Source organism: Variovorax sp. GW821-FHT09A10 (genome assembly GCF_059418385.1).
The window spans coordinates 271,199-289,070 of sequence record NZ_JBWKPT010000001.1 but is presented as its reverse complement, the minus strand read 5'-3'; the positions used below and the strand labels follow the sequence as shown (position 1 = coordinate 289,070).

Below are 17,872 nucleotides of genomic sequence, written 5' to 3'. Positions count from 1 at the left end.
GTGGGCTCATTGTGAACCGAGGCGGAAGCGTCCGCTGTAGCGAAACACGTCGCCGAACCAGCGGTGGCGCAGCAGCATCTTCATGGTGAAGTGGTCGGGGTCGGACGGATCGGGCCGCTCCTCGACGTAGGCGGTGCCCAGAAAGAGGCCCAGCGGCAGCGGAATGCGCAGCCCCGCGAGGCGCCAGATGTAGCCCCGGTCGCGGAACACCAGCGCGCCGTCTTCCGCGCTCACCGCCAGGCGCATGCCGATGCCGAAGCGCACGTATTCGATCACCTCGCTGCCTTGCGCCGCGTCATGTTCCATGTGCGAGCGGAAATGGAAAGGCGGCCTGCCCGGGAAGTGGAAGACACGGTCCCAGTAGAGGTGGGCGTTGCCGGGGTGGCAGCGGTAGTGCACCTCGATCGGCACCTGGGTACCCTGGTGCGGAACCAGCGCGCCGAACAGCCGGCCGAAGGGCATCAGCAGCGCGGCCCAGGGAGCGTGCCAGACCTCGCTCATGGTGCCGCGCACGCACACGTAGTCGTCGGAGAACGGCGCCATCGTGTAGTGGCGGCGGATGACGTCGCCGAGCCGGTCCCACGCGGGGCCGAGCGCCTGCTGGAAGACGGGTGGCGCGCTCATCCCGCCACCGCCCCGGTGGCTTCGCTGCGCGCCTTGTAGAAGCGCAGGATGTTCTCGGAGGCGTCGCCCAGCAGGAACTGCATGACCGGGTCCGCATACCAGTTGAAGCGCGTGCTCAGCCGCCATGACACCGCGACGCGCAGCTCGGTGCCACCGTCGCGCGGGGTCAGGGTGTAGGTGGTGTCGCGCAGGTCGAAGTACTGGCCGCCGATCATCACGTGGTCGTCGAGCGCACCGGCGGGGAAGGAGTCGGGCGTGAAGCGAAAGCGCCACTTCAGCAGGCGATCGGGCTGCCACTCGGTGACGACCTCTTCGAAGTGCACGTTCTTCTGCCACTGCACCTGGCGCACGCGGCCCTCGGGCGTGTCGACGGTCACGCCCGACACCGGCATCGGCACGCCGACACGGTAGGCCCACGCATCGCCGACTTCGCTGGGGCGGATGTCGCGCGCGGCGTTGAGTTCGTGCCACACGCGCTCGGCCGGCGCTGCGATGAAGAGCGTGCGCGAGGTGTTCGAGAACTGGTCCGGGTTGGGCCATTGCGGCTCGATGCCGCCGAGCAGCAGCGGCACCAGGGCAAAGCTGTACAGCGCGGGCTTGGGCCAGTTGGTGATGCGGCACACGATGCCCATGGCCAGTCCGCCGACGCTGCCCATCACCGCGAACAGCGGCACGATGAAGGCGGCGCAGATGATGCCTTCGATGAACACCATCAGCGTGCCGCCGACGAACAGCGCGGTGGCCACCCACGGCGCCCAGAGGTAGTAGCCCCAGCTGCGTCGCTCGATGCGCTCGGCCATGTACACCGTGACCGCGCCGCACGCCGCGGGCGCGAAATAGACGAAGGAGCCCAGCATGGCCGAGAAGGGCTCGCCGGGGCCGCCGCCGAAGACGATGCGCAGCACGAACGCGATCGCCGCGCCGGCGAACATGGGCCAGAACCAGCCGAACGGCATGCCGCCGCGCACGGGCTTCTTGGCCGGCACGTCGTCGGTGGCAGGCAGGTCGGCGAGTTTGCTTTCTTCGGGCTCGGTGCGCATGGAAATCTCTTCTCCTCTTTTTGTGATGTCTCAGCTGGCGCTGCGCCGGGCCGTCACCATGGCGTAGTCGAAGTCGCGCCAGAACATGCCCAGCGCGAGCGCGCAGTAGCTGGCCACGATGTGCTTGCGGCGCCAGGGGCTGAGCCTGCCGCGCGCCTTCCACAGTTCGGCCAGCGTGAAGCGCGTGGCCAGCACGGGGATGTGCAGCGCGCTCGGCGCCACGCGCCAGCGCAGCGAGGTGAACGCGATGTCCTCGAAGCCGTGCGCGCGCAGCGCGGCCGTGAAGTCGTCGCGCACCGCCAGCGTGGGCACGGCCCAGCTGTCGGCCCACAGGCGGTGCAGCCAGCCCGCGAGGCGGCCCGGCCGGCGGCGCAGCAGGAAGCCGTCGACCACCACCAGCCGCGCGCCGGGCTTGAGCAGCCGCGCGGCCTCGCGCACGAAGTCGGCCTTGGCGGTGCCTTCGGCGTAGCAGGCGCTTTCGAGCGCCCAGGCGCCGTCGGCCTGGGCGGCGGGCAGGCCGGTGCGGGTGTAGTCGGCCTCGACGTGCGCGACGCGGTCGGCCACGCCGGCACGGGCGTCGAGCCGCGCGGCGATGCCGTTCTGTACCGGCACGTTGGTCACGGTGACGGCATGCAGCGCGGGGTCGTCGCCGACCAGCGTGCGCGAGGTGGCGCCGGCGCCGCAGCCCAGGTCGAGCACGCAGCGCGGGCCGGGGGTGGCCGTGTCGAGCCGCAGTGCGCGGCCGACGGTGCGGTTCATCTCGATCAGCATGCCCTCGCGCCGCAGCGGGTTCAGGCCCAGGCGCCAGAAGCCGAAGTGCATGTTGTAGCTGGGGCTCCAGGCGCGGTAGTCGTCGGCGACCTCGGTGAAATAGTCCTGCGTGTCCTCGCGGCTCACGTGGCCTTCGACGGCAGGCGGCGCAGGCCGCGCGGTGCCGGGCAGGCGGAAGTCGGGCTGGAAGACGTCGTGCATCGAAAACTCCTTCAGGCGTGAGCGGGTGGTGTGTGACAGCGTGAGTTTTTTAGAGCTTGCAGTGGTCGTCGGCACAAGTGGCCGGCGCGATCGCACCGTGCCCCGCGAGCCGCAGGACCAGCCAGCGCGGCAGCCGGTAGCGGTTGCGGGCCAGCACCGCGTAGGCGCGATCGGCCAGCCGGCCGACCACCGGCAGGTCGAGCACCGCGCCGCCGGCCGGCAGGCCCACTGCGGCGCGGCAGGCGCGGATGGCGTCGACGCCCACGCGCAGCCGGCCTGCGGCATCGACCGCGTGCAGCGAACGCATCAGCGCCTCGCGCGGTGCCGGGCCGCTTGCGAAACCGGCGGGCGAGCAGTCGATCAGGCGCAGCCGCTTCGCGGCGTCGCGCGCCTGCATGGCGCCCATCTCGGCCGTGCACAGCGGGCAGGTGGCGTCGAAATAGACGGTGAGCGGGTAGGTGGCGGGGGCGAAGCGGGTCATGGTGCTTTTGGTTCTCGATATTTCAGTCAAAACAGAAATAAGAAGGCAAAAAAAAGGCTCAGCCTTTCTCAGATCATGGGCAGGCTGGCGTGGTGCGCGTCGGGGTCGTCGCCCTTGCCTGCGCCAGGAGGGGCGGGGGGCGGTGCGCTGTCGCCGCGCACGAACTTCTGCACGCTGGCGCCGAGCGTGAGCACCTTGTCGAGTGTGCCGGGCGACAGCCGCAGCATTTCGTCGGCCCAGGTGGCGAGCTTGGTCATGAGGTCCATGGTGGAGCGGATGCGGTCCTGCGCATCGGGCGGCTCCTTCTGGAAGTCGGGGCTGGCGACGATCTCGCGCAGCACGCGGATGGTGGGGTCGAACTCGCGCTCCTTGCGCTCGCGCACCACGGTGCGAAACAGCTCCCACACGTCGACGCTGGTTTCGAAGTAGTCGCGCCGGTCGCCCAGCGTGTGGGTGACGCGCACGAGGTTCCAGGCCTGCAGTTCCTTCAGGCTGTTGCTGACGTTGGAGCGGGCCACGCCCAGCGTTTCAGACAGCTCTTCGGCGTGCATCGGCTTGCCGTGCGCGAAGAGCAGAGCGTGGAGCTGCGAGACCGTGCGGTTCACGCCCCACATGGAGCCCATCTCGCCCCAGTGCAGGACGAACTTGCGTTGAATGTCGGTGAGTTCCATGGCGTCGAGTTTAGGAATTCCTGAATTTCTGTCAAGACAGAAACAAAAAACGCTGCACGTCGGCGGCAAAAGTGAAATACTGTATGAATAGACAGTTATTTGCCTTGTTTCCTGTTTCCTTCCAAGGACTCGCCATGCCCGCCGCCCAGGTTCCCATCCACATCATCAAGGGCCGAGGCGCGGCCACGCGGCTCGCGCACCGGTTCTCCAAAGACGAACGCAACGCCTTCGACGACGGCTGGGGCACGCTGGAAGAAGGCGAGGCCGAGGCCGCCGGGCTGTTGCCGCTGGCCACCGAGGTGCGCTTCGAAGACGTGAAGTCGGTGCTCAGCAGCAACGAGTCGCCCGACATCCCGTTCGACCGTTCGCTCAACCCGTACCGCGGCTGCGAGCACGGCTGCATCTACTGCTTTGCGCGGCCCACGCACAGCTACCTGAACCTCTCGCCCGGCCTCGACTTCGAGACCAAGCTCATCGCCAAGCGCAACCTCGTCGAGGTGCTGCGCGCCGAACTCGGGCGCAAGGGCTACCGCCCCAGCAACCTCGCCATCGGCACCGCGACCGACTGCTACCAGCCCATCGAGCGCGAGCTGCGGCTCACGCGCGGCGTGATCGAGCTGCTGAGCGAGGTGCGGCATCCGTTCGCGCTCATCACCAAGTCGAGCGCCGTCGAGCGCGACCTCGACCTGATCGCGCCCATGGCCGCCGACCGGCTCGCGGCCGTGTACGTCACGATCACCACGCTCGACGGCGAGCTGGCGCGCAAGCTCGAGCCGCGCGCCGCCGCGCCGCACCGGCGGCTGCGCACCATCCGCACCCTGGCCGAGGCCGGCGTGCCGGTGGGCGTGAGCGTGGCGCCGCAGATTCCGTTCATCACCGAGGACATGGAGCAGGTGCTCGAAGCCGCCTGGGAGGCCGGCGCGCGCAGCGCCTTCTACACCGTGGTGCGCCTGCCGTGGGAGGTGGCGCCGCTCTTCAAGGAATGGCTCGAGCTGCACTATCCGCAGCGCGCCGAGCGCGTGATGGCGCGCATCCACGAGATGCGCGGCGGCAAGGACTACGACGCCGACTTCGCCACGCGCATGAAGGGCAGCGGCCTGTGGGCCGACCTGATCCACCAGCGCTTCCAGAAGGCGACGCACCGGTTGGGCCTCAACCGCGAGCGGATCGCGCTCGACACCGGCGCGTTCCGCCCGCCCGGCGCCGCGGGGCAGGGCAGCCTGTTCTGAACAGGGCGCAGACGCGGTAGATTCGTGGCCGTGCCGGCCTCGGCACGCATTCGGCATCGGCTGCTTCAAACAAGGTCAAGGGCGCGCATGAACAGGGTCTGGCTCGTGGTGATGGGGGTTTCGGGCTGCGGCAAGTCCAGCATGGGCGCGGCGCTGGCCACGGCGTTCGGGTTGCCGCTGATCGAGGGCGACGACCACCACCCGCCGGCCAACGTCGACAAGATGAGCCGCGGCATCGCGCTCACCGACGCCGACCGCACCGGCTGGCTGGCCACCTTGGGCCGCGCCCTGGCCGACGCGCCGCAGGGCGCCGTGATGACCTGCTCCGCGCTCAAGCGCAGCTACCGCGACCAGCTGCGCGCCGCCGCGCCGGGCCTGCGCTTCGTGTTCATGCAGATCGACCGCGCCGAAGCCGAGCGCCGCGTGGCCGCGCGCGCGGGCGCTGGCCTGCACATGTTCCCGGCCAGCCTTGTGGCCAACCAGTTCGCCACGCTCGAATCGCCGGTCGGCGAGGCGGGCGTGCTGGCGGTGGATGCGACGGTGCCGCTGGGAGTGCTGGTCGGGCAGACGACGGACTGGCTGGCCGCGGGCTGAACTCCCGTTCAGGGAACGAGGAATGAATGCACCAGCGTCAGCTCGCCGGGCTTGCGCAGCGGCACGCGAAAGACCTGCTGCTTTTCCTTGGGCGTGCCCTCGTCCTGCAGGATCGCCACCTGCGCGGTCGTGACCTCCTCGCGCTGTTCGCCCGCGCCGAAGTAGTTCACGAACACGTGGTACGCCCCCTGCACCGGGCTGGGCGTGGCGAAGATCTCGGGGCCGAAGCCGGTCGTCACGTCCACGTCCAGCGCGCCGCCGTTCGGAGCCACGCGGGCGCCGTAGAACACATGCTGGCCGTCGGGCGAGACCACGTGCAGGTCGAGGTCGGTGCTGTCGCTGTCCCAGCTGAGCACGACACGCAGCTTCACGGGCACGCGGCTGGCCTGCGTCTCGTAGAACTGGGAGCGCGCTACCTCGCCGTTGGGCGAGCGCACTTCCACGCCGTGGCTGCCGCTGCCGAACGACCAGGGCCGCGCGAAGTTGCCCTTCTCGTCGGTCAGCAGCGGAATGGCGATGCCGTCCACGATGAGGCGCGCGGGCGTGCGCGGGGCGGTGTCTTTGGTCTTGGGCGTGGCCGCGATGCGGCCACGGATCAGCGAGGCCTCGGAGCGCCCGTTGGCGTTCACGCTGCTGGCCGGGTAATGCACTTCCTGCACGAAGTCCTGCTGCCGGGCCGGGGCGTTGCGCCAGCCGCCGCGCGGCGTGTCGAGCGTGGTCTGGGCGTGTGCTGCGACGCCTGCAAGGCAAGAGAGCAGGCCGATGGCCGCGAAGGCGGCGCGGTGCGCCAGAAAAGAGTGGTTCATGAGTCTGCCAGTTGCTGCGCAAGCCGTTCGATGAAGGTTTCGTCCTGTCCGTGCGGATGGTCGCGGAAGGCCAGGTGCAGGTATTCGTGGATGAGCGAGACGCGGCCTTCGCGGGTGTGCCACTCGCGCACCCGGATCACCAGCCGCCGCTGGTCGGAATGGGGCACGCCCATGGCGAGCTGGCACACGCGCAGCGTGTCGTCCACGGGCTGGAAGCCGGTCTCGGCGCGCAGCACGCGGCGCCAGCGCTGCTGGCGTTCGGCCAGCCATTGCTGCGCCTGCGGCAGGGGCGTGCAGTCGGCCTCGGCCCGGAACGATGCCAGGCTGCCGCGCGGGTACGCCGTGCGCAGGATGGCCGCAAAGGGTTGCCCCTGGCGCCCCGCGGCGACCGCGGCCTGCCACGACATCACGCCGGGCGAGGCCTGGTCGCCGTGGTAGCGCACCGCCTGTCCGTCGACCACCAGGCCCTCGGTGAAAGCGGCCACGGCACGCGCCGACGCGCTCGGCGGGTTGGGGCTCACGCGCTGCGTGCGGCTGTCGTCGGCGATCTGGCGGCAGCCGCCGGTTTCGGTGGCGTTCTGCAGCACGTAGGTGCGCGCCGCCACGGCGAGGGCGCGGGCGGCTTCGGTTTCGCGTGCATCGCCTTCGCGATCGAGCACGCGCGCCACGTAGTCTTCCAGCGGCAGGCGCGCGGCAATGCGCGGGCCGTCCGCGCCGTAGCGCAGCACCTGGGCCGGCACGGCTTCCATCACCAGCTGCGAACCGTTCTGGAACGCGATGCGGTAGCGCCCGCGCAACGGGCCGGCCGGTGCGGCGGTGGTGTTGCCGGCAACCGCGCGCTGCACGCTGGTGATCGGGTAGCGCTGAAAAAAATCGACCGCGATGCAGGGCTGCGCGCTGACGGCCGCGCCGTCCGGCGCGGGCGTGGCCAGGCCATGGGCGGCCCACTGTGCGGCCATCCATGTCGCGTCGGCGCGCAGCGCGCTGCGGCTGGTGCCGGCATCGCCGAACCAGAAGGGCGTGCCGTCGGCCAGCCAGCCCGCGGCGCCGCCGACGGGCTGTGTGCCTTCGCGCCATGACCAGGTCTTCAGGCGCGGCCCGCCGCCGAGCGCGGCGAGCACCTCGTCGTCGCGCACCGTGACGGGCTGCAGGGCCTGGCGCGCGGCCGTGCGTGCGGACGCGGGCACCTGCCGCAGCGCGGCCAGCAGCTCGGACACCGGCACCCGCGTGTCGGGCTGCATCGCGTCCAGGCGCAGCAGCCACGCGGGGGCGTCGTGGTCGCGCCAGAAGCGTGCCCAGCCGGCGGCGTCGATGCCGAGTCGCGCGGGTTCGAAGTAGGGGCCGCAGGATTGGGCCAGCGCCTGCGCGCGCCCGATGCTGGCGCCGGGGTCACAGCAGTACTCGTCGTCGGTGCGGCGCTGCGCGCTGGCGCAGCGGTAGGTCGGCTCCTGCGTGGCGTTGACGCTCAGGTAGCTGTAGACGAAGAGCTTCCACACGCTGCCCAGCGGGGCCTGCAAGGTGTCCGATGCGGGAAGGCGCGCAGTCGTGCCTTGCGGCGTGCGTTCGAGCGCGACCATGCCTTCGTCGGTGAGCCACGCGAGACGCGGTTGAACCTTGGAGGGTGCCGCCGCGAGAGCGGGCTGGGCCAGCGCGGCGGCAAGCGCGATCGCACCCACGCCAGTCGCAGCCAGTCGCGAGAACACCCGTGCCGCTTTCATGAAGGCCTTGCCGTTCGCGTCTTCAGCGCACTTCGACGCCGGCCCAGCGGCCGTTGCCTTCGAAGGCCTTGGCTTCGGGCTCGTACATGCGCTGCAGGCGCGCCGGCGGCAGCTTGAAGGTGCCGCGCTGCGAGAAACGGACCAGGTGGCGCACGGTCAGCGGCGTGCCCGCCACCAGCGTGTCCAGCGGCACGGCGTAGCCCTGCGCGGTGGCCTGGCTCTGTGCACGCTCCATCGGCTGCAGCTTGCCGGCGCTGTCGGCCATGTCGATGCCCCAGGTGCTTTCTTCCACGGCCGCGCCCGGCGGCAGCGCGGCCTCCACGAGGCTCCAGCGCATGGCTTTGGGGGCCGTGACGGTGAGCTGGTCGAGGTAGAGCGCGTTGGTGTCCAGCGGCGTGCCGGGCTTCACGGCTTCGAGCTTCACCGTGATGCGGCCGTCGCTGACCACGGGGGCCGGCGCCGGTGCGGGCTGGCCCGGCGCGGCGGCGGCCGGCGGCTCCGGTGCGGGGCGCGGCTGCGTGACCACGCGCCACAGCGTGCGCTCGACCTTCGCGTCGAGCGCGGGCGCCTGCGCTTCGTTGCTCTCGTAGCTCACGAAGGCCCAGGCCGCCTTCTGCCCGGCGGGCAGCTCTAGCGTGGCCGGTGCGGCGGCGCCGGGGGGCAGGCGCCAGCTCGTGCCGGTGCCGTCGGTGGCGCGCACCCAGGGCGCGCCGAGGGAGGGCGTATCGGTGGCGGTGAGCCGGCTGCCGCCGAGCGCGCGGTGCAGCCACAGCAGCGTCTGTGCGCGGTCGATGGAGGGCGTGTCGGCGCGGATCTGGCCCAGCACCGCCGCGGCCTTGTCGGCGCTCGCGCGTTGCGTGGCCATCAGCAGCGCCTGCACCAGCGGTGCATCGACGCCGGCCAGGCGCGTGGCGGCTTCGTCGGCGGCGGCACGCGCCTTGGCGCTGGCGACCGTCGGGCCGGCGGTCTGCACGGCCAGCACGAGCGCCATGTCGCGGGTGTCCGGGGCGTTGGGCAGCGTGGCGTCCACCATCGCGAGGCTGCCGCGGCGCTGCGCCAGCTGCGCGGCATCGCTGGCCGGCAGTGCGGCCAGCTGGTCGGCGAGGCCGCCGGCCATCGAGCCCACGGGCAGGCCCATCTCCTGCATCCACGACAGCGCCAGCGCGCGCTGCAGCGGCGGCAGCTTCTGGCCGTCCTTGGCGTAGACGTCGAGCAGGCGCTGCCAGTTCGAGGTCGGCAGCGTCACGCGCAGCGCCTGGGTGGCGCGCCAGTCGGCGTAATAGGCGTAGGCGGTCAGGAAGGCATCGTTGGGCATGCCGTGTCCCCACCAGCCGAACTGTGCCTGCGGGCCGGCCATCTGCGCGATCGAGAGCCGCGCCGTGGCCAGGCGCTGCATCAGCGCCGGCGCCATCGGCTGCTGCGCCGTCGACAGCGATTGCAGCGCGAGCGACAGCGGCAACATGCGGCTGGCGGTCTGCTCCACGCTGCCGCGCGGGGTGTCGATGAGGGCGTCGATCTGCTGGCTGAAGGCGCCGGCCGCGGCGTCCTGTGCGAGCGAGACGCGCACGCGCGACGCGTCGGCGGGCAGGGCCAGCGGTGCGCTGCCCGCCGCGAGATCGAGCGCCTTGTCGCGCGGCGCGCGCCACGCCACCGGGAGGCGGCGCACGGGCACGTCGAGCGTGTCGACCACGCGGGCGTCCTGGCGCAGCGTGACGCTGACCGCGCCCGACTTGTCCGCGTCGCCGGCGGTCAACGGCAGGGCGATGAAGTTGACGCCGGGGCGCACGGTGACGGTGTCCTTGCGCTCCACGCCCGCGCCGCTGGCGCTCCACTCGACCTTGGCTTCGCGCCCGGTCTGGTTGAACAGGGCCAGCGAGGCCTGCGCCTTGTCGCCCTGGCGCTGCCAGTCGGGGCTGGTCCACTTGGCGTAGAAGGCCTTGTCCGAGCGCACCCAGCCCACCTGCTGGCCCACCGCGCCGCCGGCGCTCATGGCGCGGCCGGTGATGCGCCAGCGCGTGAGCGAGTCGGGCATCGTGAAGCTGAAACGCGTGTGGCCCGAAGCATCGGTCGCCAGTCGCGGCTCCCAGGCAGCGGTGTCGATGTTGTCGCGGCGCGGGCGCTCCAGCACTTTCACCGCGCGGTCGTTGACCTGGCGCGCGCCCGGCAGCGTGCCCAGCTTGCTGGTCGCCAGGTCGTAGCCGATGAAGGACAGGCTGGCGCTGGTGCGCACGTTGTTGCGGCGCGGGTGATAGAAGAAGTCGCCGATGGCCGGCGCGATCTCGGGCTGCAGCACGTAGATCATTTCGTCGACCACGCCCACCGCCAGGTCGGTGGCCACGGGCTTGCCCGCCAGCGTGGCGCTCACGTCGATGGTGACGGTGTCGCCGGGCGCATACACCGCCTTGTCGGGCGTGAAGGCCAGCGCGATGCGCTCCTGCTCGACCATGATCCCCTGGTTCTGGAACACGTAGTCGCCGTTCTTCACGTAGGCCACCGACAGCGTCATGTTGGGGCTCATGACATCGCGCACGGGCAGCGTGAACTTCCACTGCGTGGGGGCGAGGCGCTCGCTCTGGATCCAGTCGGTGTTTTTGCCCATCAGCGCGGTGGCTTCGACGCGGTCGCGCTCCAGCGTGAGCAGGGCGTTGTCCACCGGCTCGGGAAAGCTCACCAGCACCTGGGCCGTGTCGCCCGCGCGGTAGCTCGTGCGGTCGAGCACCATGCCGACGCTGCCGGCGGGCGCCTTCACGCCGTCGCCGCTCACCCAGTGGCTGGCCGCGCCGACGATGCGGCCCTTGTCGTCCAGCAGCGAGAGCGTGTAGCTGCCCGGCGTCGAGAAGCTGACCGACAGCGTGTCGCCGGCCGGCAGGGGGCCGGACTGCTTCGTGCGGTCTTCGAGGCGCACCCATTGCCAGGTGGCGGGGCGCGCGGGCGTGGCGGGTGTATCGGCTGCTGCCGTGGCACCGGCGCGCTGGCTGGCCGCGAGCTTGAAGCCCACCGCCTGTCCCGGCTGGGAGAACTGGCGGTCGGCCGCGAGGCGGAACGAGGCCGCGCCGCGCTCCACCAGAATTTCGCGCGAGGTGCGCACGCGGTAGGCCGCGCCGTCGGTGGCCAGGGCAGTGAGCAGGTAGCGGCTGGGCTCGGTGGCCGCGGGCAGCGAGAACTTCGCGATGCCGTCGCCGTCGGTTTCCAGCTCGGCCTGCTGCAGCTTCACCGGGAACTGGCCGGCGTAGTCGAGTTCGCCGTTCACCATGGCCAGCTTCTGCGAGCGCGCCGTGAGGCTCACGCGCGCACGCGCCACCGGCTTGCCGTCGGGGTAGTTCAGCTGCAGCTTGCCGCCGACGGCCTCGCCGGTCTTGAAGTCGGCCTTCTCGGGCAGCAGCACGATGTCGAAATGCGGCTTCTGGTAGTCGGCCACGCGAAAGGCCGCGGTGTAGGTGTCGCCGCCCATGGCCAGGCGCAGCTCGTAGCCGCCGGCCACGGCGTTGTCGGGCAACGGAAAGCGCGCGTCCGCGCCCTTGGTGCCGGAGAAGGCGAGCTTCTGCGCATGCACCACCTGGCCGGCCGGGTCGAGCACGGCGAGCGCCAGGTCGGCGTCTTTCAGGGCGACGGATTCGCGCGCGCTGCGGAACTCGCGCCCGCTCACCTTCACGTTCACCCAGTCGCCCGGGCGGTACAGCGGTCGGTCGGTCACGGTGTAGACCTTGGCGTTGTAGATCTCGCTGTCGTAGTAGAAGTTTTCGGAGATGAAGACGCCGCCTGCGGGGTCCTGGCCGAACACGTAGGTCTGCTCGGGCGATTGGCGCTCGAGCTTCACCAGGCCCTGGGCATCGGCCTCGCCGCTCTTGAGCACGCCGACGCCGTCGGTCCAGACCACCTTGGTGCCCGCCACCGGCGCACCGGCCGCGCGCTGGGCCGCCCACACCAGCATCTGGTCGCCCGAGACCTTGGTGACGGCCACGGTGTCCGACACGAACAGCAGCGTGGTCGCGCGGAACTGGCCGCTGATGGCTTCCACCAGGTACAGCCCCGGCGCGCGCTTGCCCACCGGCACGAACACGTTGCCTTGCGAGGCGTTGATGAATTCGCTGCTGGAGCCTTCCAGCTTCACGCCCTTGGGCAGGCCGATCGGCTGGGCCTTGTGCACCGGGTAGCGAAAGCGCTCCACCACCGGCAGGCCCGGGATCGGGCGGAACTGCCGGGGCTCCTCGAAGACCGAGGGCTGCTTGAGCTTGGCGGGTGTCTTCAGTTCGGGCGCCTGCTGCGTCACGGCGCGGCGCGCGTTGGCCGAGAACATCTGCTGCCAGGCCAGGCGCGCCTTGACGACCCAGCTGTCCCACAGGTGGGTGAGCGTGTTGGCCAGGCCTTCGTCGGCGGCGCGCGCACCCACCTGCACGCGGTGCAGGTTCTTCTGCTTCTGCAGGAAGGCGAGGGCGTCGGGAATCCTGTAGACCAGCACGTCCACGCCGCCCACCTGTTCGAGCGCCGAGGGCTGGTTCACCTCCACGCGCACGCGGGCCGTCTGGTCGCTGGCGAAGGTGGCGTCGGAGAGCAGGAAGAAGGGCTCGCCGGTGTAGGCCGAGCGGCTGTTCTCCAGCGGCTGGGGGGGTGGCTCGTCGGCGGCGTTCGTCGTCAGCGGCTGCATCGCCGTGAGCGCGGTGGTCGCCGCGAGCGCCAGCGGAACAAGACGCCGCCACAGGGGCCACGGGGACGGGACAGGTGTGTGCATGGTCATCGTGCGAGAAAGGCGAGCCGGTAGACACCGGCGAAATTGGGGTTGTCGTCGGTGGGGCGCCAGCGCGTGTCGCTCCAGCCGAGCAGCTGGGTGGCGCGCACGGCGCGCAGGCCGTTGTCGCCGGGCAGCACGCGGCCCGTGTGATAGGCGATGTAGTTGCCCATCCACACCATGAGGTGCTGCTCGTCGCCCTGGTCGTAGAACAGCATGTCGCCCAGCAGCGCCTGTTGCAGCTGGCGCGTGACGAAGCGCGTGTTCTCCTGCACCAGCTCGAGCGCGCCGACGTAGGCGTCGCGCGTGCCGTCGGCGCGCCGCCAGGTGTTGCGCAGCGGCGTGGCGGCGGCCGGGTCGATGTCGGGTGGCAGGCGGCGCGCGAGCAAACCGTTGGCGCGGCGCCAGGCCACGTCGTGTTCGCGCAGCGACTCGGCCACCGAGAAGCGCACCAGCCCCGCGCAGTCGCGGTGCGTCCAGCGCGGCGTGGGGCCGCGCTCGATCTGCTCGTGGATCAGCAGCGTCATCCAGTCGCGAAAGTGTGCGGACTGTTCTCGGTTGAGCGCGGGTGTATCGGCTGCCAGGACGGGCAGCGCCGGCATCGCGGACGCCAGCGCCAGCGCCGCGCCACGGCCGAGTGCCGTCCGGCGATCGATGCCGGCGGTGAGGGCGCGGTGCGTCACTTGGACTGCGGCGCCGCCGACATCGCCTGCCACTCGACCGGCACCCAGCCGTTGCCGTCGCCTGCGCCCTGCGCCACGGCCCGTGCCGGCGGCAGCTTGCGCAGCGCGTTCAGGCGCGGCACCAGGTGCTGCTGGGCCGCCTGGCGCAGGATCTCCTGGTCGGCGGGCAGCACGGCCATGGCTTCGCGTTGCAGCAGGTCGGCGATCTGCGTGGGTGCGCCGACCACCAGCGTGGTGCCGCCACCTGCCGGCGGCAGCGTGTCGGCCACGCCCGGGTAGCGCTTGGCCTGGGTGTTCAGCGCCAGCTCGACCAGCTTGTCGTCGGGCGAGAACGCGATCCAGCGACCTTGCCGGGCCAGGGTGGGCCGGTAGGCCTTGTCGTCGCCGTCGGCATACGGCCCCCAGGGGCCGGTCACCTGGCTTTGCCACTGGCCGACGCCGGGTTTGGCCGCCGGGTCGGTGCGCGTGGCGTCGGTCGAGATCAGCCACTGCGCCAGGCCGGCGAGCGTGGCATCGGTCTCGGGGCCGGCCGATGCCTTCATCTGCGCGACGAACAGCGGCGTGTGCAGTTGCGAGCGGGCATACCAGCAGACGGCGGCGGGGCCGTCGAACTGCGCGGCCAGGGCCTTCATCGCCTCGGCGTCCGGCGCCGCCGGGGCGTCTTTCATCAGCGGGACCATCTGCGCCCATTCGACCGGCAGCATGGCGCAGGCCGCGGGGTTGGCCGGCAGGGCGGACCACAGCTCGCGGTCGCCCGGTGCGGCGGGCAGGGTGCCGGCTGCCTTCACGCGCACGGCCGTGCGCAGCGCGGCGCCGTTGGGTGCGACGTCGAAGCGAACGGCCTGCACGCCCGGAAAGAAATGCTGGTAGCCGAAGGACAGCAACCGGGCATCGGCCACGATCGCCGAGCTGCCCGGCGCGGCGGCGCCTTCTTCACCGAGCCCGAAGCCGCGGCGCCAGGCCGATTGCGAACGGGTGTCGCCCGACAGCAGGCCTTCGACCACTTCCAGGGCCGGTCCGCTGGCCTGGCTTTCGTTGTTGAACAGCAGACCCGGGTCGCTCAGCACCACCACGCGGTTGCCCTGCGACAGCAGCACCAGCGTGCGGCGCGGCGACAGCGCCAGCGCGTAGGCATTCACGTCATGGCCGTTGGCGCGCAGCGTGCCGATGATGCTCAGCTGCGAGTCCTTGGCGGCGATGCCCGCCAGGCCCTGCAGGGCGGTGGCCACTGCGCCGCGGGTCATGGTCAGCGCCCAGTAGCGCGGGGCGCCCTTGGCATCGGGCCACCAGGCCATTTCGGCGGGCTCGTCCAGGGCCGTGGCCAGCAGCTGGTCGGTCCAGGTGGTGTCGCGCTCGTACGCGATGCGCTTGATCGCGCCGCGCAGGCTCAGCCGGTCTTCCTGGTCTTCGTAGTAGAAGGCGAAATCTTCGGTGAGCACGTCGCGCACCACCGGTGCCTGCACGATGTCGCGCGGCAGGCGCGAGAGCGCGGGGGTGGCGATGTAGGCATACGGTGCCGACAGGTCCACGTTGAGGGCGTTGATGTCGCCGTCGAAATGCGAGCGCCGCATCTTGACGAAGGCCACACCCGCACCCACCAGCACGATGGCCGCGACGCCCGCGACCATCCATTTTTTTCTTGTGTCCATGAATCCCTACCCTGCATGAAGGCAGCGCCGCCCCCCGGCGGCGCATGGCCTTGATTCTGGCAGGGTCCATGGGGGCATCCCATGAAGTCCGGGTGAAGTCGCCGTGAAGCGACGCCACCGCGGTCAACGCCGCGCGTTCAGCCGATGACTTCGGGCCAGTCGGTGTGGAAGAACTGGCCTTCGGGCTTGTCGACCCGTTCGTACGTGTGCGCCCCGAAGAAGTCGCGCTGCGCCTGCAGCAGGTTCGCGCTCAGGCGTGCCGTGCGATAGCTGTCGTAGTAGGCCAGCGAGGCGCTGAAGGCCGGCACCGGAATGCCGTTGCTCACTGCCAGCGCCACCACCTCGCGCCAGTTCTGCTGCGTGCGGTTCAGCAGGTCCTGGAAGAACGGGTCGAGCATCAGGTTGCCCAGCGCCGGGTCGGTGCGGAAGGCGTCGGTGATGCGGTTCAAAAAGCGCGCGCGGATGATGCAGCCACCGCGCCAGATCGAGGCGATGCCGCCCAGGTCGAGCTTCCAGCCCTTCTTTTCGCCCATCGTCTGGATCAGGTCGAAGCCCTGCGTGTAGCTGATGACCTTCGAGGCATAGAGCGCGTCATGCACCTTGGCCACCAGCGCCTTTTTCTCCAGCGACAGTGCGATCTTCGGCCCCTGCAGCAGCTGGCTCGCCGCCACGCGCTGCTCCTTCTGCGACGACAGCACGCGCGCCTCGACCGCGGCGTTGATGGTGCTGATGACCACCGCGTTCTCGGCCGCGTTCAGCAGCGTCCACTGGCCCGTGCCTTTCTGGCCGGCCTTGTCGAGGATGAGGTCGACGATCGGCTGGCCGGTTTCCGGGTCTTTCTGTTCGAGCGCCTTGGCGGTGATCTGGATCAGGTAGCTCTGCAGCTCGCCGTCGTTCCATTCGTTGAAGATGGCGGCCATCTCGTCGGTCGTGAAGCCTGCGGCCTTGAACAGGCTGTAGGCCTCGCAGATCAGCTGCATGTCGCCGTACTCGATGCCGTTGTGCACCATCTTCACGTAGTGGCCCGCGCCGCCCGGGCCGATGTGGATCACGCAGGGCTCACCGTCCACCTTGGCCGCGATGCTCTCGAAGATCGGCTTCATCACCTCCCAGGTCGAGAGCGGCCCGCCCGGCATGATCGACGGCCCCTTGCGCGCGCCTTCCTCGCCGCCCGACACGCCCGCGCCGATGAAGCGCAGGCCCTTGCTGCTCAGGTAGGCGTCGCGGCGCTCGGTGTCGGTGTACAGGCTGTTGCCGCCGTCGATGACGATGTCATCCTTGTCGAGCAGCGGAATGAGTTGTTCGATCACCTGGTCGACCGGCGCGCCGGCCTTCACCATGATCTGGATCTTGCGGGGCTTGGCCAGGCTCTGGACGAACTCCTCGAGCGTCTTCGCGCCCACCAGCTTCTTGCCGGGGTTGGCGGCAAGGAAGGCCTCGGTGGTGGCTTCGGTGCGGTTGTAGACGCTGACCTGGAAGCCGCGGCTTTCCACGTTCAGCACCAGGTTCTGTCCCATCACGGCCAGGCCGATCAATCCGAAATCGCTTTGCTTGCTCATGTGTGTCGGGCCCTTCGTGCGTGTGCGGTGGATGAAGCGGGCCATTGTGCCGGGCACCCGCGCGGTGCGGCGTCGGAGGGCGTCTATACCCGCTTGGCAAACGGGCCCGGGCTGGCTATGTTGGCGGGATGACTTCCGCCGCCATGCCCGCAGCCCCTGCAGCGATCCACACCTGGTCGACCGACACCGTGCCGCCGCCGCAGCGGCTGGACTACTGGATCGGCGCGGTCTGCGAAGGCTTTCTCGAGATGGACGTGACCAGCCCGCTGGCCGGCCGCTTCGGCGCCTCGCTCGAATCCGCGCCGCTCGGGCCGCTGCACGTGAACCGGGTGCGCGGCAGCGCGCAGGACGTGTACCGCACGCGCCGCGCCATCGCCCACAGCCGCCACAACTTCTACTACCTGCTGTGCAAGGCCGACTCGCCCTGGGTCGCGGTGCAGGAAGAGCGCTCGGCGCGTCTGCTGCCCGGCGACGCGGTGCTGGTCGATTCGCGGCGCTGCTACGCCTTCCACCTGCAGCAGTCGGCCGACACCGTGTCGATCGAGCTGCCGACCGCGTGGGTCGAGTCGTGGCTGCCCGACGCCGGCGACCACGTGGCACGCCGCATCGACGGCCACAGCGGCTGGGGCGCGGCGCTCAGCGGCTTCGCGCAGGCGCTGTCGCCCGAGGTGGCCCTGCGGCCGCCGCTGCCGGCGGCGTTGCTGGCCGACCAGCTCGGCGGGCTGCTGGCCTTGGCGCTCGGTCCCGGCGTGGCGGTGCCCGACGCCTGTGGCCGCACCGCCTTGCGCCAGCGCGTGCTCGACGCCACGCGCGAGCGCCATGCCGAGCCGGGCCTCACGGCCGCGGCCGTGGCGCAGGGGCTCGGCATTTCGGAGCGCAGCCTGCACCGCTGCCTCGCGGAAGGGGCAGGGGATGGCACCACCACTTTCGCCAACGCGCTGGCCGCCTGCCGCATGCAGGTGGCACAGCGCATGCTGGCCGATGCGCGCTTCGACCGCCTGAGCGTGGCGCAGATCGGCCTGCGCGTCGGGCTGGCCGACGCCTCGCATTTCGTGCGCCTGTGCCGCCGCCACCTGGGCGGCACGCCGGGCGCGCTGCGCCAGTCGCGCGGCTGAGCGCC

14 protein-coding genes are annotated in these 17,872 nt (G+C 70.9%); 3 read left to right on the top strand and 11 right to left on the bottom strand.

Annotated elements, in window-relative coordinates; all coding sequences use genetic code 11:
* Window positions 1–6: 6 nt before the first annotated feature.
* The 5 genes from AC07Q9_RS01435 to AC07Q9_RS01415 all read right to left on the bottom strand — a co-directional run bounded on the left by AC07Q9_RS01435 (window position 7) and on the right by AC07Q9_RS01415 (window position 3,788).
* Window positions 7–624: a DUF4166 domain-containing protein gene (locus tag AC07Q9_RS01435; protein ID WP_495306981.1), complete on the bottom strand. Its 618-nt coding sequence runs from the start codon at window positions 622–624 to the stop codon at window positions 7–9.
* Entirely contained in the window at window positions 621–1,664 is a 1,044-nt protein-coding gene (locus AC07Q9_RS01430) for an SRPBCC family protein (RefSeq protein WP_495306980.1), read from the bottom strand. The genes AC07Q9_RS01435 and AC07Q9_RS01430 overlap by 4 nt, the downstream gene beginning before the upstream one ends.
* 30 nt (window positions 1,665–1,694) lie before the next feature.
* Window positions 1,695–2,636 (bottom strand): SAM-dependent methyltransferase, encoded by a 942-nt coding sequence (locus AC07Q9_RS01425; protein ID WP_495306979.1) that lies wholly within the window; start codon window positions 2,634–2,636, stop codon window positions 1,695–1,697.
* A gap of 49 nt (window positions 2,637–2,685) precedes the next feature.
* Window positions 2,686–3,117, bottom strand: a complete 432-nt coding sequence (locus tag AC07Q9_RS01420) for a thiol-disulfide oxidoreductase DCC family protein (protein ID WP_495306978.1) — start codon at window positions 3,115–3,117, stop codon at window positions 2,686–2,688.
* A gap of 68 nt (window positions 3,118–3,185) precedes the next feature.
* Window positions 3,186–3,788 carry a GbsR/MarR family transcriptional regulator gene (locus AC07Q9_RS01415; protein WP_495306977.1) on the bottom strand — a complete coding sequence of 201 codons (603 nt, stop codon included), beginning with the start codon at window positions 3,786–3,788 and terminating at the stop codon, window positions 3,186–3,188.
* A gap of 134 nt (window positions 3,789–3,922) precedes the next feature.
* On the opposite strand from AC07Q9_RS01415, the gene AC07Q9_RS01410 reads away from it, so the two are divergent.
* Window positions 3,923–5,017, top strand: coding sequence for a PA0069 family radical SAM protein (locus AC07Q9_RS01410; protein ID WP_495306976.1), 1,095 nt, complete (start codon window positions 3,923–3,925; stop codon window positions 5,015–5,017).
* Between the two features lie 87 nt (window positions 5,018–5,104).
* Window positions 5,105–5,611, top strand: a complete 507-nt coding sequence (locus AC07Q9_RS01405; protein ID WP_489057524.1) for a gluconokinase — start codon at window positions 5,105–5,107, stop codon at window positions 5,609–5,611.
* 8 nt (window positions 5,612–5,619) lie between these two features.
* Here AC07Q9_RS01405 and AC07Q9_RS01400 read toward each other — a convergent pair whose 3' ends face one another.
* The 6 genes from AC07Q9_RS01400 to gnd form a co-directional block, all read right to left on the bottom strand.
* Window positions 5,620–6,417, bottom strand: coding sequence for a YfaP family protein (locus tag AC07Q9_RS01400; RefSeq protein WP_492681200.1), 798 nt, complete (start codon window positions 6,415–6,417; stop codon window positions 5,620–5,622).
* Window positions 6,414–8,135 carry a DUF2300 domain-containing protein gene (locus tag AC07Q9_RS01395; protein WP_495306975.1) on the bottom strand — a complete coding sequence of 574 codons (1,722 nt, stop codon included), beginning with the start codon at window positions 8,133–8,135 and terminating at the stop codon, window positions 6,414–6,416. Before AC07Q9_RS01395 ends, AC07Q9_RS01400 begins: the two co-directional genes overlap by 4 nt.
* 22 nt (window positions 8,136–8,157) lie before the next feature.
* Window positions 8,158–12,864 carry an MG2 domain-containing protein gene (locus tag AC07Q9_RS01390; RefSeq protein WP_495306974.1) on the bottom strand — a complete coding sequence of 1,569 codons (4,707 nt, stop codon included), beginning with the start codon at window positions 12,862–12,864 and terminating at the stop codon, window positions 8,158–8,160.
* Between the two features lie 2 nt (window positions 12,865–12,866).
* Window positions 12,867–13,544, bottom strand: coding sequence for a DUF1175 family protein (locus AC07Q9_RS01385; protein ID WP_489057520.1), 678 nt, complete (start codon window positions 13,542–13,544; stop codon window positions 12,867–12,869).
* Window positions 13,541–15,193 (bottom strand): DUF2138 family protein, encoded by a 1,653-nt coding sequence (locus AC07Q9_RS01380; RefSeq protein ID WP_495306973.1) that lies wholly within the window; start codon window positions 15,191–15,193, stop codon window positions 13,541–13,543. The genes AC07Q9_RS01385 and AC07Q9_RS01380 overlap by 4 nt, the downstream gene beginning before the upstream one ends.
* Before the next feature lie 137 nt (window positions 15,194–15,330).
* Window positions 15,331–16,752: a decarboxylating NADP(+)-dependent phosphogluconate dehydrogenase gene (gene gnd / locus AC07Q9_RS01375; protein ID WP_495306972.1), complete on the bottom strand. Its 1,422-nt coding sequence runs from the start codon at window positions 16,750–16,752 to the stop codon at window positions 15,331–15,333.
* 128 nt (window positions 16,753–16,880) lie between these two features.
* On the opposite strand from gnd, the gene AC07Q9_RS01370 reads away from it, so the two are divergent.
* Window positions 16,881–17,867 (top strand): AraC-like ligand-binding domain-containing protein, encoded by a 987-nt coding sequence (locus tag AC07Q9_RS01370; RefSeq protein ID WP_495306971.1) that lies wholly within the window; start codon window positions 16,881–16,883, stop codon window positions 17,865–17,867.
* The last annotated feature ends 5 nt before the right edge of the window (window positions 17,868–17,872 follow it).

Excerpts from the sequence above, each read along its gene's own strand:
- AC07Q9_RS01380 (WP_495306973.1), bottom strand. The coding sequence starts at position 15,193 with ATGGACACAAGAAAAAAATGGATGGTCGCGGGCGTCGCGGCCATCGTG.
- AC07Q9_RS01370 (WP_495306971.1), top strand. The coding sequence starts at position 16,881 with ATGACTTCCGCCGCCATGCCCGCAGCCCCTGCAGCGATCCACACCTGG.
- AC07Q9_RS01415 (WP_495306977.1), bottom strand. The coding sequence starts at position 3,788 with ATGGAACTCACCGACATTCAACGCAAGTTCGTCCTGCACTGGGGCGAG.
- AC07Q9_RS01435 (WP_495306981.1), bottom strand. The coding sequence starts at position 624 with ATGAGCGCGCCACCCGTCTTCCAGCAGGCGCTCGGCCCCGCGTGGGAC.
- AC07Q9_RS01405 (WP_489057524.1), top strand. The coding sequence starts at position 5,105 with ATGAACAGGGTCTGGCTCGTGGTGATGGGGGTTTCGGGCTGCGGCAAG.
- AC07Q9_RS01410 (WP_495306976.1), top strand. The coding sequence starts at position 3,923 with ATGCCCGCCGCCCAGGTTCCCATCCACATCATCAAGGGCCGAGGCGCG.
- AC07Q9_RS01390 (WP_495306974.1), bottom strand. The coding sequence starts at position 12,864 with ATGCACACACCTGTCCCGTCCCCGTGGCCCCTGTGGCGGCGTCTTGTT.
- AC07Q9_RS01430 (WP_495306980.1), bottom strand. The coding sequence starts at position 1,664 with ATGCGCACCGAGCCCGAAGAAAGCAAACTCGCCGACCTGCCTGCCACC.
- AC07Q9_RS01400 (WP_492681200.1), bottom strand. The coding sequence starts at position 6,417 with ATGAACCACTCTTTTCTGGCGCACCGCGCCGCCTTCGCGGCCATCGGC.
- AC07Q9_RS01395 (WP_495306975.1), bottom strand. The coding sequence starts at position 8,135 with ATGAAAGCGGCACGGGTGTTCTCGCGACTGGCTGCGACTGGCGTGGGT.
- AC07Q9_RS01420 (WP_495306978.1), bottom strand. The coding sequence starts at position 3,117 with ATGACCCGCTTCGCCCCCGCCACCTACCCGCTCACCGTCTATTTCGAC.
- gnd (WP_495306972.1), bottom strand. The coding sequence starts at position 16,752 with ATGAGCAAGCAAAGCGATTTCGGATTGATCGGCCTGGCCGTGATGGGA.
- AC07Q9_RS01425 (WP_495306979.1), bottom strand. The coding sequence starts at position 2,636 with ATGCACGACGTCTTCCAGCCCGACTTCCGCCTGCCCGGCACCGCGCGG.